This is a genomic window from Streptomyces sp. ICC4 (genome assembly GCF_003287915.1).
In the GTDB taxonomy this organism is placed as follows: Bacteria; Actinomycetota; Actinomycetes; order Streptomycetales; family Streptomycetaceae; genus Streptomyces; species Streptomyces tritrimontium.
In genome coordinates this window covers 1,849,297-1,865,132 of the sequence record NZ_CP030286.1, presented here as the reverse complement: position 1 = coordinate 1,865,132, position 15,836 = coordinate 1,849,297, and the positions used below count along the sequence as shown (strand labels likewise).

Sequence of the window (15,836 nt, the reverse complement as noted above, 5' to 3'; positions counted from 1 at the left end):
GACATGGGCCGCCGGATGCGTGCGCGGGGTAGCCGGCCTGCTGACGGCGGCCGCGCTCGGGCACACCCTGTGGACCGGGCTCGCCGAGCCGGGCATCGCGCTGGCCTTCGGCACCCTGATCACCATCGGCGAGCTCGCCCGCCGGGACCGCGGCGACGCCGCCCGCCGCCGGCCCGCGCCGCTCGGCTCCGCCGGAGCGCTCGCGTACGCCCTGCTCGGGCAGAACGCCGGGCAGTCCACCCACCACGGGGTCCTGCAGATCGTCGCCGTCGTCGTCGCGGCCGCCCTCGTCGGGATCGTCCCGCACATCGCCCGCGGCCGCGGCCCCGCCCTCGACCACCTGGCCCGCCGGGTCCTCACCGTCACCTTCGCCGCCGTCTGCTTCCAGCCGCTCTACAACTCCGGCCGGCTGGAGGACTGGGTCGGCCAGGGCCCGTACCTCGTGCTCTTCCTGCTCGGACTGACGGCCCTGTGCGACGCCCTCCTCGCCGCCGTCCTCGGCTGGGCCCGCACCGGCTGGCCCTTCGCCCCGCTGCTGCGCGACGAGATGCGCGCCCAGCTCGGCATCGGCTCCGCGATCTGTGCCACGGGCGTGGTCATGGCGCTGGGGGTCGCCGTCGCCGGCCTGTGGGCGGTGCCCGTCTTCAGCGTGCCGCTGCTGCTGACCCAGATGTCCTTCCACCGGATCACCGCCATCCGCACCACCTACCGCCAGACCATCACCTCGCTGGCCCGCGCCACCGAGATCGCCGGCTACACCCGGCCCGGCCACTCCCGCCGCGTCGCCGCCCTCAGCTGCGCGGTGGGCCGCGAGCTGGGGCTCTCGGAGCGGGAGCTCACGGTGCTGGAGTACGCCGCCCTCATGCACGACATCGGGCAGCTCTCCCTCGTCGACCCGGTCCCGGCCGGGGCCACCGCCGAGCTGCCCGCCGCCGAAGCCCGCCGGATCGCCGCGCTCGGCGGGGAGGTGGCCCGCCAGACGGGAGTCCCGGCCGAGGTCGCGGTGGTGGTGGAGCTCCAGGCGGACCCGTACCGGGACCAGCCCGTCGCCGCCCGCATCGTGCGCGCGGTCAACGCGTACGACGACCTCGTGGGCGGGGCCCGTCACCCGGGCGGCTCACTGGAGGCCCTGGAGCGGCTCCGGCTGGGCACCGGGCACGACTACCAGCCAGAAGTGGTCGAGTGTCTGGCCAGGGTGCTCGCCCGCGGGGGACGTGCCAGAGTCGTACCCGTCCCGCCTGGGTAACCCATGGGTAATGAGCGGCCGCCCGAGTGGGCATGGTTGGATGCCAGTAAGAGTGTCCCGGGCAAGAATGTCACCAGGAAGAGTGTCCGGAAGAGTCCGCAAGGCTGCACCGTTGCATCGTCGGACCGGCAGGCGGGAATCGTGAGGATCTTCGGGAAGGTACGGCACAGGCCCTCCGCCTCGTGGCGGCAGGCCACCGACCGCGCGTTCACGCTGATCGGCGACGGTCGGTACGAGGACGCGGGCGCGCTCCTGACCAGAGCCGCGGACCTGGAGCCCTGGCTCTCCGAGTCCTGGTTCAACCTGGCGCTGCTCCACAAGTTCCGCCACGACTGGGAGCAGGCGCGGGCCGCCGGACTGCGCGCCGTGGCCCTGCTCGACCGGGAGACCGGCGCCCCGGACTGGTGGAACGTCGGCATCGCCGCGACCGCCCTGCAGGACTGGCCACTGGCCCGCCGAGCCTGGCAGGCGTACGGGCTGAAGGTGCCCGGGGACCCGCACGGAGCGGGAGCGGGCACCCGCCCCGGGGGGCCCGCCCACGGCGAACCGGTCGGCATGGAGCTGGGCAGCGCGGCCGTGCGCCTGTCGCCCGAGGGCGAGGCCGAGGTGGTCTGGGGCCGCCGGCTGGACCCGGCCCGCATGGAGGTCCTGTCGATCCCGCTGCCCTCCTCGGGGCGGCGCTGGGGCGAGGTCGTGCTGCACGACGGGGTCCCGCACGGCGAGCGCGTCACTGCGGCCGGCCCCTCCTACCCCGTCTTCGACGAGATCGAGCTGTGGGCCCCCTCCCCGGTGCCGACCTGGGTGGTGCTGCTGGAGGCGGCCACCGAGGCCGACCGCAATGCCCTGGAGCAGCTGGCCTCCGACGCCGGCTTCGCCGCCGAGGACTGGTCCTCGTCGGTGCGGCTGCTGTGCCGGACCTGCTCGGAGAGCGCGATGCCGAGCGGCGAGGGGGACGGCGAGCACCTGGACCCGCACGACCACAGCGAACCGGGGCACCCCGGCCCGCTGGGGCACCGTACGGCGGGCTCCGGATCCCTGTGGGTGCCCGAGCGGGAGTGCGGGATCGCGGCGCCGGCCGGGCTCGTGCGCGGGCTGCTCGACGGATGGGTCGCGGACAGCCCGGACAGCCGCGAGTGGCGGGATCTCGAAGAAGTCTGCTGAGCGGGGGCCGTAGGCTGTACCGGCACATCAGGACGCGCCGATCAGTGGCGCGGTGCTCATGTTTTTTATTGGGCGGACCGGGACTTACGGAAGGCGTACGGCGGACATGGCGCAGCAGGAGAACGACGTGGTCGGTGTCGTCGGTGAAGAGAACGACGGGTACGTCGTGGACACCGAGGACTGTGAGGCGCGCGAGCTCGCCCACCGCGAGCGCGGCACGGCCCGCCCCATCACGGTGGTCGGCAACCCGGTCCTGCACCGGGAGTGCAAGGACGTCACCGAGTTCGGCGACGAGCTGGCGCGGCTGATCGACGACATGTTCGCCAGCCAGAAGGCCGCGGAGGGCGTGGGCCTGGCCGCGAACCAGATCGGCGTGGACGCCAAGGTCTTCGTCTACGACTGCCCGGACGACGACGGCAACCGCCACACCGGCGTCGTGGTCAACCCGAAGCTCGTCGAGCTGCCGGCCGCCGCGCGCGTCCTGGACGACTCGAACGAGGGCTGCCTGTCGGTCCCGACCGCCTACGCCTCGCTGGCCCGCACGGACTACGCCGAGGTCACCGGGCAGGACGCGCAGGGCAACCCGATCAAGGTGCGCGGCACCGGCTACTTCGCGCGCTGCCTCCAGCACGAGACCGACCACCTGTACGGGTACCTGTACATCGACCGGCTCTCCAAGCGGGACCGCAAGGACGCGCTGCGCCAGATGGAAGAGGGCACCCCGCGCTACGAGACGGTCCCGAACGCGTAGCCGACCCCTCAGGCCGCCGCCGGGCCGCGGAAGGCACGGCGGAAGGCGTTCGGGGTGGTGTCCAGGGCGCGCAGGAAGTGGTGGCGCAGGGCGGCCGCGGTGCCGAAGCCGCAGCGGCCGGCGATCGCGTCGACCGTCTCGTCCGTGGCCTCCAGGAGCTCCTGCGCCAGCAGGACCCGCTGGCGCAGCACCCACTGGTACGGGGTCGTGCCGGTCTCCTGGAGGAAGCGGCGGGCGAAGGTCCGCGCGGACATGTGGGCGCGCTCCGCGAGCTGCTCCACGGTGATCTCCTCCTCCAGGTGGCGGGCCATCCAGCCGATCACCTCGCCCACGGTGTCGCAGGCGGTGCGGGGCAGCGGGCGCTGGATGTACTGCGCCTGCCCGCCGTCGCGGTGCGGCGGGACGACCATCCGGCGCGCGATGGTGTTGGCCACCTCCGCGCCCTGCTCCTGGCGTACGACGTGCAGGCAGGCGTCGATCCCGGAGGCGGTGCCGGCCGAGGTGATCACCTGGCCCTCGTCCACGTACAGCACGTCCGGGTCGACCACGGCCCGCGGGAAGCGGCGGGCCAGGGCCGGGGCGTGCATCCAGTGCGTGGTGCAGCGCCGGTCGTCGAGCAGGCCGGCCGCGCCCAGCAGGAAGGCGCCGCTGCACACGCTCAGCACGCGCGCCCCCCGGTCCACGGCCCGCCGCAGGGACTCCAGGAGGGGCTCCGGATAGTCGCGGGTGGGGGCGTCGCGGTCGGCGGGCAGGCAGATCAGGTCCGCCTCCTCCAGCCGCTCGGGTCCGTGGGGGAGGGTGAGGCGGTAGTGGCCGTCGCCGACGGTGAGCGGGTTGTCCTCCATCGCGCAGACGGCGAACTCGTAGGTCGGCAGCCCCATCGCGCTGCGGTCGATCCCGAATACCTCGCAGAAGATGCCCATCTCGAAGGGGGCGACGCCGTTCACGACGGCCACGGCGACGTTGTTCAGCGAGGAAGTCTTCACCATGACCCCAGTGTGGCAGTAATTCGCTCTCTTGTGACAGTCCTGCCACTGTCCGGTTTCTGGCGACCCGGCGAAAGTGGAGTCATGAACACGTTCCTCGATTACCTCCTCGTCCTCGCCGTGGCCGCCCTCCTCCTGGGGCCCGCGCTCTACGGGGCCCTGCGCGAGCGCCGCCTCGACCGCCAGATCCGCGCGGCCCGGCGGGGCGCGCGGACGCCGGGAACGACGAAGCGCCCCCGCCCGGGGATCCGACCGGCCAAGCCGGTCGCCCCGTGGGCGGGGACGCTGTCGGGAAAGCCGATCGGCTCTCCCCGGGCCTAGGTCCAGGCCTCGGTCCAGGCTTAGAAGTCCTCGTCCAGGTCGACCGAGCCCTCGACCGCGACCTGGTAGGCCGACGGGCGGCGCTCGAAGAAGTTCGTCAGCTCCTGGACGCCCTGCAGCTCCATGAACGAGAACGGGTTCTGCGAGCCGTAGACCGGCGCGAAGCCGAGGCGGACCAGGCGCTGGTCCGCGACGCACTCCAGGTACTCGCGCATGGACTCGGTGTTCATGCCCGGCAGGCCGTCACCGCACAGGTCGTGGCCGAACTGCAGCTCCGCCTCGACGGCCTCCTTCAGCATGTCGACGACCTGCTGCTGGAGGGCGTCGTCGAAGAGCTCGGGCTCCTCCTTGCGGACCGTGTCGATGACCTCGAAGGCGAAGCTCATGTGGGCGCTCTCGTCGCGGAACACCCAGTTGGTGCCCGTCGCCAGGCCGTGCAGCAGGCCGCGGGAGCGGAACCAGTACACGTACGCGAAGGCGCCGTAGAAGAACAGGCCCTCGATGCACGCCGCGAAGCAGATCAGGTTCAGCAGGAAGCGGCGCCGGTCGGCGGCCGTCTCCAGCCGGTCGATCTTCTCGACCGAATCCATCCAGCGGAAGCAGAACTGGGCCTTCTCGCGGATCGAGGGGATCTCCTCGACCGCGTCGAACGCGGCCGCGCGGTCGTCCGGGTCGGGCAGGTAGGTGTCGAGCAGCGTCAGGTAGAACTGGACGTGCACGGCCTCCTCGAAGAGCTGGCGCGACAGGTACAGGCGCGCCTCCGGGGAGTTGATGTGCTTGTAGAGCGTCAGCACCAGGTTGTTCGAGACGATCGAGTCGCCCGTCGCGAAGAACGCGACCAGACGGCCGATCATGTGCTGCTCGGAGGGCGTCAGCTTCGCGAGGTCGGCGACGTCCGAGTGGAGGTCGACCTCCTCGACGGTCCAGGTGTTCTTGATCGCGTCGCGGTAGCGCTCGTAGAAGTCCGGGTACCGCATGGGGCGCAGCGTCAGCTCGAAGCCCGGGTCCAGCAGGTTCTTGACGGACGCGGTCTTGGTGTCGTTGGAGCTCACTGGCAGGCCTCGCAGGACTCGGGGTTCTCAAGGGAGCAGGCCAGCGCGTCGGCGTCGACGGCCTGCGGGAGGGGGGCGGCGGCCGCGGGGACCACGCTGCCGGAGGCGGCGCGGGCGATCTTCGTCGCCGGGCGCGAACGCAGGTAGTACGTGGTCTTCAGACCCTGCTTCCAGGCGTACGCGTACATCGAGGACAGCTTCCCGATGGTCGGCGTCTCCAGGAACAGGTTCAGCGACTGCGACTGGTCGAGGAACGGCGTACGGGCCGCCGCCATGTCGATCAGGCCGCGCTGCGGGATCTCCCACGCCGTGCGGTACAGCTCGCGCACCTCCGCCGGGATCCAGCCGAAGCCCTGGACCGAGCCGCTGGCCTCGCGCAGCGCCTCGCGGGTCTGGGCGTCCCACACGCCGAGCCGCTTGAGCTCCTGCACCAGGTAGCCGTTGACCTGGAGGAACTCACCGCTCAGGGTCTCGCGCTTGAAGAGGTTGGAGACCTGCGGCTCGATGCACTCGTACACGCCCGCGATGGAGGCGATGGTCGCCGTCGGGGCGATCGCCAGGAGCAGCGAGTTGCGCATGCCGCTCTTCGCGACGCGGGCGCGCAGCGCGACCCAGCGCTCCGGCCAGTTCAGCTCGACGTCGTAGTGGTCGGGGTGCAGGACGCCGCGCGCGGTGCGGGTCTGCTCCCACGCGGGGAGCGGGCCGCTGCGCTCGGCCAGGTCGCACGAGGCCTCGTACGCCGCGAGCATGATGCGCTCGGAGAGCTTCGTCGAAAGGGCCTTCGCCTCGGGGGAGTCGAAGGGCAGCTTCAGCTGGAAGAAGACGTCCTGCAGACCCATCGCGCCCAGGCCCACCGGACGCCAGCGGCCGTTGGACCGGCCGGCCTGCTCGGTCGGGTAGAAGTTGATGTCCACGACGCGGTCGAGGAAGGTCACGGCGGTGCGGACGGTCTCGTCCAGCCGCTCCCAGTCGATCTCCCCGTTCACCACGAAGGCGCCGAGGTTGACCGAGCCGAGGTTGCAGACGGCCGTCTCGCCGTCGTTGGTGACCTCGATGATCTCGGTGCAGAGGTTCGAGGAGTGGACGACGGTGCCCGGCTCGGCGGTCTGGTTCGCCGTGCGGTTGGAGGCGTCCTTGAAGGTCATCCAGCCCTGGCCGGTCTGCGCGAGGGTGCGCATCATCCGGCCGTACAGGTCGCGCGCGGGCATGGTCTTGCGGGCCAGGCCCTCGGCCTCGGCCTTGCGGTAGGCGGCGTCGAACTCGTCGCCCCACAGGTCCACCAGGTCGGGGACGTCGGCCGGGGAGAACAGCGACCAGTCGGAGTCGGCGTTCACGCGGCGCATGAACTCGTCCGGCACCCAGTGGGCCAGGTTCAGGTTGTGCGTGCGGCGCTGGTCCTCACCGGTGTTGTCGCGCAGCTCCAGGAACTCCTCGATGTCCGCGTGCCAGGTCTCCAGGTACACGGCTGCGGCCCCCTTGCGGCGCCCGCCCTGGTTCACGGCGGCGACGGAGGCGTCGAGGGTCTTCAGGAACGGCACGATGCCGTTGGAGTGGCCGTTCGTGCCGCGGATCAGGGAACCGCGGGCGCGGATGCGGGAGTACGACAGTCCGATGCCGCCGGCGTGCTTGGACAGGCGCGCGACCTGGTGGTAGCGGTCGTAGATCGAGTCCAGCTCGTCCAGCGGGGAGTCCAGCAGGTAGCAGGAGGACATCTGCGGGTGGCGGGTGCCGGAGTTGAAGAGCGTGGGGGAGGACGGCAGGTAGTCGAGGCGGCTCATCAGCCGGTAGAGCGAGGCCACTTCCTCGACGGCCTGGACGCCGCCGATCTCACCGTTGGGACCAGCCTCCGCGAGGCCGCAGGCCACGCGCAGCATGAAGTACTGCGGGGTCTCGACGACCTGGCGGGTGATCGGGTGGCGCAGCAGGTAGCGGCTGTGCAGGGTGCGCAGGCCGAAGAAGCCGAAGCGGTCGTCGGCGCCCTCGGCGAGCGCGTGCTCGACCAGCGCGTCGAGCCGGTTCGCGTGCAGGCGCACGAAGTCGGCGGTGCGGTCCGCGATGAGCCCCTCGCGGTGGCCGACCTCGACGGACTCGGAGAAGGAGGTGGCGCCCTGGCCGGCGGCCTCGTCGCGGACGGCCAGCGTCAGCAGGCGGGCGGCGAGGCGGGAGTACGCCGGGTCCTCGGAGATCAGGCCGGCGGACGCCTCGGTGGCGAGCGTGCGCAGCTCCGCGTCGTCGGCGGCCGCGCTGCGGCCGCGCAGCGCGGCGGCGGCGACCCGGCCGGGGTCGGTGTCGGGGAGGTCCGCCGTCAGTTCGGTGAGGGTACGCAGCAGCGTGGCCCCCGGGCCCTCGGTGTTGTCGCCAGAAATGGACTCGGCGCGCGGTGCGGAAGGCGCGATGGTCACGGCGGGAGCTCTCCCTCGCTCGGCCCGGATCTTCGGCGGGCGGGCACGGGGGAGCGCATGCGGGCGTGGCAGGAACGCGTACACCGCACGGCGTCCACCGGCCCAACCTCGAGGCCCGGACGTATCGGCACCCGGTTCGGTCGACCCGGGCGCGCTGTCGGCAGGTCCTCGGACTTTTCATACCGTTGCGGGACAGTTCCGGATTCACACCGGATTTCCCTGCGGCGACAGCAGCCATGAGCATACATGTGGGGGCGACCGTATGCGGTAGCCCCCACATGTTGTGTCGTTCACCGAAGTCGGCGCACCGTCACAGCTCGATGCGGTAGGTGAGCAGGGGGAGTCCGGGGACCGGGTACCAGTCCCGTTCCGGCGTCCGGACGAAGCCGAGACGGTGGTAGATCCGGTGGGCTCCCAGCATTTTCTCCGTGGTCGAGAGCACCAGGTGGTCCACGCCCTCCAGGCCCCGGGCGCGGGTCATGCAGGCCCGTACGAGCGCCTCGCCGGCGCCGCGCCCGCGCGCGGCGGGGGAGACGGCCAGCATCCGGAACTCCGCCTCGCCGGGGCCGGCGATGTCGCACAGCGGGCTGCCGGGCGGGGCGAAGGTCACGCAGCCGAGCAGCGCGCCGTCGTGTTCGGCGACGAGCACCTCGCCGTCGGGGGCCCGGCCGGCGACGTCGCGCAGCCGGCTCAGGTAGGGGTCGTCCTCGGAGAAGGTCAGCAGTCCGTCATCGAGGTAGGCCCGCGCGGTGAGCTCGCCCAGCTCTTCGTATTCGGCGGCCGCTGCCGCCCTGATGAGGATGTCCATGGCACCGAGTGTGCGACAGGGCGCGCGAAAGGGCCGCCGCGTTTCGCACCGTGAACGGCGCGGACGCGGCGGCCCTTTCGGCCCCGCGGGTTCAGCAGCAGCGGAACCCTTGGCGCGGGTCGGCCTCGCGGGCGTCGGTGCGGGCGCGCTCGAAGGCCCGGCGGCTCTGGACCCGCGCGTCCGGGTCGTGCGTACGGGCGTGCGCGACGTAGCGGTCGTACGCGGCTTCGCCCGAGAACTCCCGTACGAAGAACCGGGCCCGGCCCAGCACGCGGCGCAGCCCGCTCACGCGGGTTCCCGTACGGTCTCCTCGACGCGGCCCCCGCCCGAGTCGAGGCCGGCTGCGGCGAGCTCCGCCCGCTCTTCGGCGGTGGCGATCAGCCCGGCGGGGGCGATGATCTTGGACTCGCTCCACGGGACCTCGGCCAGTGTCACCGACTCCGGCTTGCGGATGGCGCGGAAGCAGGTGCGGGCGGCGTCCAGCAGCACGATGATGATCAGCACGGCGAAGAGCACCGACAGGACGCCGTCCACCGTGGCGTTGGTGACCACGGTGTGCATCTCGTCCATGTTCTTGGCGGGCTTGAGGACCTTGCCCGCGTCGATGCCGTCCTGGTAGACGTCCCGCTGTGCGAAGAAGCCGATCTTCGGGTTGTCGGAGAAGATCTTCTGGTAGCTGGCGGTGAGCGTGACGGCCACGTCCCAGGCCAGCGGGATGCCCGTCACCCAGGCCCACTTGAGCCGGCCCGACTTGATCAGCAGGGTGGTGCAGACGGCCAGGGCGACCGCGGCGAGCAGCTGGTTCGCGATGCCGAACAGCGGGAAGAGCTGGTTGATGCCGCCCAGCGGGTCCTTGACGCCGACCCACAGGAAGTAGCCCCAGCCGCCGACCACGACCGCGCTGGCGAACCAGACGCCCGGCTTCCAGCTGACGTCCTTGAAGGACTTGTGCACGTTGCCGAGGGTGTCCTGCAGCATGAAGCGGCCCACGCGGGTGCCCGCGTCGACCGTGGTCAGGATGAACAGGGCCTCGAACATGATCGCGAAGTGGTACCAGAACGCCTTCATCGAGGCGCCGCCGATCACGGAGGAGAAGATCTCCGACATCCCGAGTGCGAAGGTCGGGGCGCCGCCCGTACGGGACAGCAGGCTGGTCTCCTCCACGTCCTTGGCGGCCTGGGTGAGCGCCTCCGGGGAGATGGAGAACCCGAAGTTCGTGACCGCCTGGGAGGCGGTCTCGACGGTGGCGCCGACCACGCCGGCGGGCGAGTTGATCGCGAAGTACAGGCCCGGCTCGATGATGCAGGCCGCGATGATCGCCATGACGGCGACGAAGGACTCGGTCAGCATCGCGCCGTAGCCGATGACCTTGACCTGCGTCTCCTTCTGGATCATCTTCGGGGTCGTGCCCGAGGAGACCAGCGAGTGGAAGCCGGACAGCGCTCCGCAGGCGATGGTGATGAAGACGAACGGGAACATGGAGCCGGCGAAGACCGGTCCGTCACCGCGCGAGGCGAACTCGGTGACCGCGGGCATCTTCAGCGTCGGCATGGCGATGACCACGCCCACGGCGAGCAGCCCGATGGTGCCCACCTTCATGAAGGTGGAGAGGTAGTCGCGCGGGGCGAGCAGCATCCACACCGGCAGCACGGACGCCACGAAGCCGTAGACGACCATCCAGATGACCAGCGTCTCCTTCTCCAGGGTGAAGGTGCCCGCCAGGGAGGACTCCGCGACCCAGCCGCCCGCGACGATGGCGAGCAGCAGCAGCGCCACGCCGACGGCGGAGACCTCGGTGACCCGGCCCGGGCGCAGGACGCGCAGGTAGAAGCCCATGAAGAGGGCGATCGGGATGGTCATGCCGATGGAGAAGACGCCCCACGGCGAGTGCGCCAGCGCGTTGACGATGACCAGGGCCAGCACGGCCAGCAGGATGATCATGATGATGAAGACGGCGATCAGCGCGGCGGCGCCGCCGACCGGGCCGATCTCGTCCCGGGCCATCTGGCCGAGCGAACGGCCGTTGCGCCGGGTGGAGAAGAAGAGCGTGACCATGTCCTGGACGGCGCCCGCGAAGATCACGCCCGTGATGATCCAGATGGTGCCGGGCAGGTAGCCCATCTGCGAGGCGAGTACGGGGCCCACGAGCGGCCCGGCGCCGGCGACGGCGGCGAAGTGGTGGCCGAAAAGCACCCGTCGGTCGGTCGGGTGGAAGTCGACACCGTTGTCAAGGCGTTCGGCGGGGGTGGCGCGGGTCTTGTCCACCCGCAGCACGCGGGTCGCGATGAAGCGCGCGTAGAAGCGGTAGCCGATCGCGTACGAGCCCAGTGCGGCGGCGAGCAGCCAGGCGGCCGAGATCTCCTCGCCGCGCGAGAGCGCGAGCACGCCCCAGCCGATGGCCCCCACGAGCCCCACGAGCACCCACAGGGCCACTGACTTGGGGGACATGCCCCCGAGCCCGCCCTGCGCGCCCGCAGGGCCCCCTGATGGAGAAGGCGAGCCCGGCATGGTGCCCGGACTCGCCGCGTTCCGTTCCGTTTCCGATGCTTCCGGTTCCGGCATGATCTCTGGTCCCCTCGTCGATCATCTGCGTAAGCGCAGGGAATCTACGGGGGCCCGACCGCTGGACGTAAGCCCCCGTCCGCATAGCGGAACGAGAGTCAACTACGGATCAGAGGGCGGGGCGCTGGAGTCGGGCGACGAACTTGTAACGATCGCCGCGGTAGACGGAGCGCACCCATTCGACGGGCTCCCCGTCGGCGTCCAGCGAGTGGCGCGAAAGCATCAGCATCGGCAGGCCGACGTCGGTGCCGAGCAGGCCGGCCTCCCGCGGGGTGGCCAGCGAGGTCTCGATGGTCTCCTCGGCCTCGGCGAGCCGTACGTCGTACACCTCGGCGAGGGCGGTGTAGAGGGAGGTGTACTTGACCAGCGAACGGCGCAGCGCCGGGAAGCGCTTCGCCGAGAGGTGGGTGGTCTCGATGGCCATCGGCTCGCCGCTCGCCAGGCGCAGCCGCTCGATGCGCAGGACCCGGCCGCCGGTGGCGATCTTGAGCAGGCCGGCGAGGGTGTCGTCGGCCGTCACGTAGCCGATGTCCAGGAGCTGGGACGTCGGCTCCAGGCCCTGGGCCCTCATGTCCTCGGTGTACGAGGAGAGTTGGAGCGGCTGGGAGACCTTGGGCTTGGCCACGAAAGTGCCCTTGCCCTGGATCCGTTCCAGCCGGCCCTCGACGACGAGCTCTTGGAGCGCCTGTCGCACCGTGGTGCGGGAGGTGTCGAATTCGGCCGCGAGCGTGCGCTCGGGCGGTACCGGCGTGCCGGGCGGCAGTGTCTCGGTCATGTCGAGCAAGTGCCGCTTGAGTCGGTAGTACTTGGGCACGCGCGCCGTGCGGGTGGCTGGCCCGCCGTCCGGCTCCGTGGTCGCCCCTTCGGTGGCCATCGCCGCCCGCCTTCCCGACTCCAGTTTCGTTGCCGTCACCGGCTCCTCCGATATGTGCGGTCACATCGTGACACGGGCGGGAGGACAGGCCTCCTCCCTCCCCCAGGTGTCGGTCCGATAACGGACCGAGCACCCGCTCATTAGACCCTTGACACCCCCAAAGGTCTAGGCCAAGCTCCAGCTACTGGTCTACACCAATATGGATCAGATCCCGGCCCCACGGGCAGTACTTGACGCTTTTGAGTCACCGCGGCGGGCGAGGGAAGTTGCAGGCAGCATCCCTGAGGAGGGTGGCGTGAAGCGCAAGCTCATCGCGGCGGTCAGTGTCGCGGGCATGATGGTCGGAGTCGCGGCGTGCGGCAACGGCGACGACAAGCCGAAGGCCGACGCGGGTGGCGCCAAGGAGATCACCGTCTGGGTGATGGACGGCTCCGCACCGAAGACCTGGATCGACGCGGTCAACGCGGAGTTCTCGGCCAAGCACCCCGGTGTCACGGTCAAGGTAGAGGTCCAGCCGTGGAAGGGCATCCAGGAGAAGGTCACCACGGCCCTCTCCGAGAACACCCCCCCGGACGTCCTGGAGCTGGGCAACACCCAGACCGCCGGTTACGCGGTCACGGGCGGCCTCGCCGACCTGACCAAGGACAAGGCCAAGCTCGGTGCGGACGCCTGGGCCAAGAGCGGTCTGGCCTCGGCCGAGATCGACGGCAAGCTCTACTCCGCTCCCTGGTACGCGGCCAACCGCGTCGTCATCTACGACAAGAAGGCCTTCGAGAAGGCCGGCGTCACCGCGCCGAAGACCCGCGACGAGTGGGTCGCCGGTCTGGAGAAGCTGAAGGCGGCGGACCCGGCCTCGCAGCCGATCTACCTGCCCGGCCAGAGCTGGTACGTCCTCGCCGGTCTGATCTGGGACGAGGGCGGCAACCTCGCCGTCAAGGACGGCGACAAGTGGAAGGGTGGCCTCGCCACCCCCCAGGCCGCTTCCGCGATGGAGTTCTACAAGAAGCTCCAGTCCTTCTCCACCGCCCCGAAGGACAAGGACGAGGCGAACCCGCAGCAGTCCACCGACGTCGTTCCCAAGGGTGGCGTCGCCTCCTGGATCGGTCTCGGCTGGGAGGCCGGCGGTGCCGAGAAGGCGCTGAAGGACGCGGGCAAGGAAGCCGACTTCGGTTACTTCCCGATCCCGGGCAAGACCGCCGACAAGCCGGGCACCGTCTTCCTCGGTGGCTCGAACCTGGCGATCGCCGAGCGCTCCAAGAACAAGGACCTCGCCAAGGAGTGGCTGGCCCTCGCCGCAGGCAAGGACCAGATGACCAAGTACGCCGCCGAGACCAAGGGCGCGCTGCTCCCGAACCAGGTCGGCGCGAACTTCGCCCCGGCCCCGGGCTCCTTCGCCGAGGCGATGGCCAAGGCCGGCGCCAACGGCAACATCACCCCGGTGACCCCGGGCTGGGCGAACGTCGAGACCGAGCCGAACCCCATCAAGGAGTTCATGACGAAGGTCCTGAAGGGTGACGACGCCGCCAAGGCGGGCGCGGACGCGGACAAGGAAATCGCGAGCCGCATCAACAAGTAGCACCCCGAAGCACCCGAAGGACCCGCAGTACCAGTACTGAACGCACCGGGGGGTGCGGTGGGCGCCCAGAGCGCCCGCCGCGCCCCCGGTCGCGCATTGACAGACGTAAGCGCCGCCTGCTCCGAGCGGGGAAGCGGGTGCGAGTCGCCACAGTCAACCGCGAGGAAGCCCAGACATGACCGTGCACTCCCAGGGAGCGGCGACCTCCGCTCCACAGGACGCACCACACGAGTCCGCGGGGCCGGCCAAGACGCCGCCGCCCACCGGAGCCAAGGCAGCGTCCCAGTCTCCTCGCGGGGGCAGAAAGTCGCTCCCCTCAGGGTGGTTGCCGTACCTCCTGATCGGGCCCGCCGTGCTCAGCATGGCGACCCTGCTGCTGTACCCGCTGGTCAAGAACATCATCCTGTCGTTCCAGAAGGTCGACAAGATCGAGTTCATCCAGCGGAAGGCGCCGTTCAACGGCGTGGAGAACTACACCCAGCTGCTGGGCGACTCCCAGTTCTGGACCGTGGTGGTCCGCAGCTTCCTCTTCACCGCCGGCAACGTCCTCCTGATCATGGTGATCGGCAGCCTCATCGGGCTCCTGCTGAACCGGCTCGGGAAGTGGATGCGCCTGGTCCTGTCGATGGCGCTGGTGATGGCCTGGGCCATGCCGATCGTCGCCTCCGTGACCGTCTTCCAGTGGCTGTTCGACGAGCAGTACGGCGTCATGAACTGGATCATGCGCACGCTCGGCTTCGCCGGCTACGACCAGCACAACTGGTTCGAGACCGGCCTCTCCACCATGGTGATCATCACCGTGCTGGTGGCCTGGGGCTCGATCCCCTTCGTCGCCCTCAACATGTACGCCGGCCTGACCACGGTCAGCGGCGAGCTGTACGAGGCCGCGCGCATGGACGGCGCCAACGGCTGGCAGACCTTCTGGAAGGTCGTCTTCCCGAACCTCAAGTCGTTCTTCCTGGTCACCACGTTCCTCGAGGTCATCTGGGTCTTCAAGGCCTTCACCCAGATCTACGCGATGAACAAGGGCGGCCCCGACCGCGGCTCCGAGACCCTCACGATCTACGCGTACGTAGAGGGCCAGAGCCAGGGCCACTACGGCCTGGCCGCGGCGATCTCCGTCCTGACGATCGTGATGCTCGTGATCGTCATGTCCTTCTACTTCCGTCTGATCCTGAAGCAGGAGGAGGAGCAGTGAGCACCACCACCGCCCCGAAGCCCGCGCCGTCCGCGCCGTCCGCGAAGCCCCAGCAGCTGCGCAACCGCCGGCCGATCCGCCCCGCGGCCGTCGCCAAGAACGTCGGCGCCCTGCTCCTGGCCGTCCTCTTCGTCTTCCCCGTCTACTGGATGTTCTCCTCGGCCCTCAAGCCGTCCAGCGAGATCCTCTCCAAGGACCCCGTCTTCGTCTTCACCCCGACGGCGGAGAACTTCACCAAGGCCACCGGCGTCGACCTGTTCTGGACCTACGTCACGAACAGCTTCATCGTCACCGTCGGAGCCGTCACCCTGGCCCTGGTCGTGGCCCTCGCCGCGAGCTTCGCCATCGCCCGCATGAAGTTCAAGGGCCGCAAGGGCCTGGTCCTCGCGGTGATGATGGCCCAGATGGCGCCCTGGGAGGTCATGGTCATCGCGATGTACATGATCGCCCGTGACTCCGAGATGCTGAACAGCCTCCCGCTGCTCACCGCGATCTACTTCGTGATGGTCCTCCCCTTCACCATCTGGACCCTGCGCGGCTTCATCGCCGCCGTCCCGGTGACCCTGGAGGAAGCCGCCCAGATCGACGGCTGCACGCGCGGCCAGGCCTTCCGCAAGGTGATCTTCCCGCTGCTGGCCCCCGGCCTGATGTCCACCTCGCTCTTCGGCTTCATCACGGCCTGGAACGAGTTCGCGATGGTCCTGATCCTGAACAAGGACAAGACCGCGCAGACCCTGCCGCTGTGGCTCACCCAGTTCCAGACGGCGTTCGGCAACGACTGGGGCGCCACCATGGCCGCGTCCTCGCTCTTCGCGGTCCCGGTCCTGCTGATCTTCATCTTCCTCCAGCGCAAGGCCGTCGGCGGCATGACCGCCGGCGCCGTGAAGGGATAACGGCCC

The 15,836-nt window shown here is 70.3% G+C and carries 14 protein-coding genes and 1 riboswitch; of the genes, 7 read left to right on the top strand and 7 right to left on the bottom strand.

What is annotated here, in order from left to right:
- Positions 1 to 19: 19 nt before the first annotated feature.
- The 3 genes from DRB89_RS08470 (at position 20) to def (ending at position 3,158) form a co-directional block, all read left to right on the top strand.
- Positions 20 to 1,246, top strand: coding sequence for an HD domain-containing protein (locus DRB89_RS08470; RefSeq protein WP_239516057.1), 1,227 nt, complete (start codon positions 20 to 22; stop codon positions 1,244 to 1,246).
- A 141-nt stretch (positions 1,247 to 1,387) separates the two neighbouring features.
- A complete protein-coding gene (locus DRB89_RS08465; protein ID WP_112447789.1) occupies positions 1,388 to 2,407 on the top strand; it encodes a hypothetical protein in 1,020 nt (339 codons plus the stop codon).
- A 106-nt stretch (positions 2,408 to 2,513) separates the two neighbouring features.
- Positions 2,514 to 3,158, top strand: a complete 645-nt coding sequence (def, locus tag DRB89_RS08460) for a peptide deformylase (RefSeq protein ID WP_112447790.1) — start codon at positions 2,514 to 2,516, stop codon at positions 3,156 to 3,158.
- Between the two features lie 8 nt (positions 3,159 to 3,166).
- Here def and DRB89_RS08455 read toward each other — a convergent pair whose 3' ends face one another.
- Positions 3,167 to 4,147, bottom strand: a complete 981-nt coding sequence (locus DRB89_RS08455; RefSeq protein ID WP_112447791.1) for a helix-turn-helix domain-containing protein — start codon at positions 4,145 to 4,147, stop codon at positions 3,167 to 3,169.
- 81 nt (positions 4,148 to 4,228) lie between these two features.
- Between DRB89_RS08455 and DRB89_RS08450 the strand changes: the two genes are divergently transcribed.
- Positions 4,229 to 4,465, top strand: coding sequence for a hypothetical protein (locus tag DRB89_RS08450; protein WP_112447792.1), 237 nt, complete (start codon positions 4,229 to 4,231; stop codon positions 4,463 to 4,465).
- Between the two features lie 20 nt (positions 4,466 to 4,485).
- On the opposite strand, the gene DRB89_RS08445 is transcribed toward DRB89_RS08450, so the two are convergent.
- The 6 genes from DRB89_RS08445 to DRB89_RS08420 all read right to left on the bottom strand — a co-directional run bounded on the left by DRB89_RS08445 (position 4,486) and on the right by DRB89_RS08420 (position 12,163).
- Complete coding sequence (locus tag DRB89_RS08445) at positions 4,486 to 5,442, bottom strand: ribonucleotide-diphosphate reductase subunit beta (protein WP_112453284.1); 957 nt, start codon at positions 5,440 to 5,442, stop codon at positions 4,486 to 4,488.
- A 71-nt stretch (positions 5,443 to 5,513) separates the two neighbouring features.
- Entirely contained in the window at positions 5,514 to 7,919 is a 2,406-nt protein-coding gene (locus tag DRB89_RS08440; RefSeq protein WP_112447793.1) for a ribonucleoside-diphosphate reductase subunit alpha, read from the bottom strand.
- Between the two features lie 141 nt (positions 7,920 to 8,060).
- Positions 8,061 to 8,173: riboswitch (cobalamin riboswitch) on the bottom strand.
- A gap of 56 nt (positions 8,174 to 8,229) precedes the next feature.
- Complete coding sequence (locus DRB89_RS08435; RefSeq protein ID WP_112447794.1) at positions 8,230 to 8,727, bottom strand: GNAT family N-acetyltransferase; 498 nt, start codon at positions 8,725 to 8,727, stop codon at positions 8,230 to 8,232.
- A gap of 91 nt (positions 8,728 to 8,818) precedes the next feature.
- The gene (locus DRB89_RS08430; RefSeq protein WP_112447795.1) at positions 8,819 to 9,016 is read right to left on the bottom strand and encodes a YbdD/YjiX family protein; all 198 of its coding nucleotides are present in this window, start codon (positions 9,014 to 9,016) and stop codon (positions 8,819 to 8,821) included.
- Positions 9,013 to 11,175: a carbon starvation CstA family protein gene (locus DRB89_RS08425; protein ID WP_112447796.1), complete on the bottom strand. Its 2,163-nt coding sequence runs from the start codon at positions 11,173 to 11,175 to the stop codon at positions 9,013 to 9,015. The genes DRB89_RS08430 and DRB89_RS08425 overlap by 4 nt, the downstream gene beginning before the upstream one ends.
- Positions 11,176 to 11,398: 223 nt before the next feature.
- On the bottom strand, positions 11,399 to 12,163 hold the full coding sequence (locus tag DRB89_RS08420; protein ID WP_112447797.1) for a GntR family transcriptional regulator: 765 nt from the start codon (positions 12,161 to 12,163) through the stop codon (positions 11,399 to 11,401).
- 295 nt (positions 12,164 to 12,458) lie between these two features.
- Here DRB89_RS08420 and DRB89_RS08415 point away from each other — a divergent pair, with 295 nt between their 5' ends.
- The 3 genes from DRB89_RS08415 (at position 12,459) to DRB89_RS08405 (ending at position 15,830) form a co-directional block, all read left to right on the top strand.
- On the top strand, positions 12,459 to 13,739 hold the full coding sequence (locus DRB89_RS08415; RefSeq protein ID WP_112447798.1) for an extracellular solute-binding protein: 1,281 nt from the start codon (positions 12,459 to 12,461) through the stop codon (positions 13,737 to 13,739).
- Between the two features lie 175 nt (positions 13,740 to 13,914).
- Positions 13,915 to 14,937, top strand: coding sequence for a sugar ABC transporter permease (locus tag DRB89_RS08410; protein ID WP_112447799.1), 1,023 nt, complete (start codon positions 13,915 to 13,917; stop codon positions 14,935 to 14,937).
- Positions 14,938 to 14,993: 56 nt separating this feature from the next.
- Positions 14,994 to 15,830 (top strand): carbohydrate ABC transporter permease, encoded by an 837-nt coding sequence (locus DRB89_RS08405; protein WP_239516758.1) that lies wholly within the window; start codon positions 14,994 to 14,996, stop codon positions 15,828 to 15,830.
- The last annotated feature ends 6 nt before the right edge of the window (positions 15,831 to 15,836 follow it).

Bases quoted from the DNA above. Each gene is read 5' to 3' on its own strand.
- DRB89_RS08455 (WP_112447791.1), bottom strand. From the start codon at position 4,147: ATGGTGAAGACTTCCTCGCTGAACAACGTCGCCGTGGCCGTCGTGAAC.
- DRB89_RS08435 (WP_112447794.1), bottom strand. From the start codon at position 8,727: ATGGACATCCTCATCAGGGCGGCAGCGGCCGCCGAATACGAAGAGCTG.
- DRB89_RS08450 (WP_112447792.1), top strand. From the start codon at position 4,229: ATGAACACGTTCCTCGATTACCTCCTCGTCCTCGCCGTGGCCGCCCTC.
- DRB89_RS08425 (WP_112447796.1), bottom strand. From the start codon at position 11,175: ATGTCCCCCAAGTCAGTGGCCCTGTGGGTGCTCGTGGGGCTCGTGGGG.
- DRB89_RS08445 (WP_112453284.1), bottom strand. From the start codon at position 5,442: ATGCGGTACCCGGACTTCTACGAGCGCTACCGCGACGCGATCAAGAAC.
- DRB89_RS08420 (WP_112447797.1), bottom strand. From the start codon at position 12,163: ATGGCCACCGAAGGGGCGACCACGGAGCCGGACGGCGGGCCAGCCACC.
- DRB89_RS08410 (WP_112447799.1), top strand. From the start codon at position 13,915: ATGACCGTGCACTCCCAGGGAGCGGCGACCTCCGCTCCACAGGACGCA.
- def (WP_112447790.1), top strand. From the start codon at position 2,514: ATGGCGCAGCAGGAGAACGACGTGGTCGGTGTCGTCGGTGAAGAGAAC.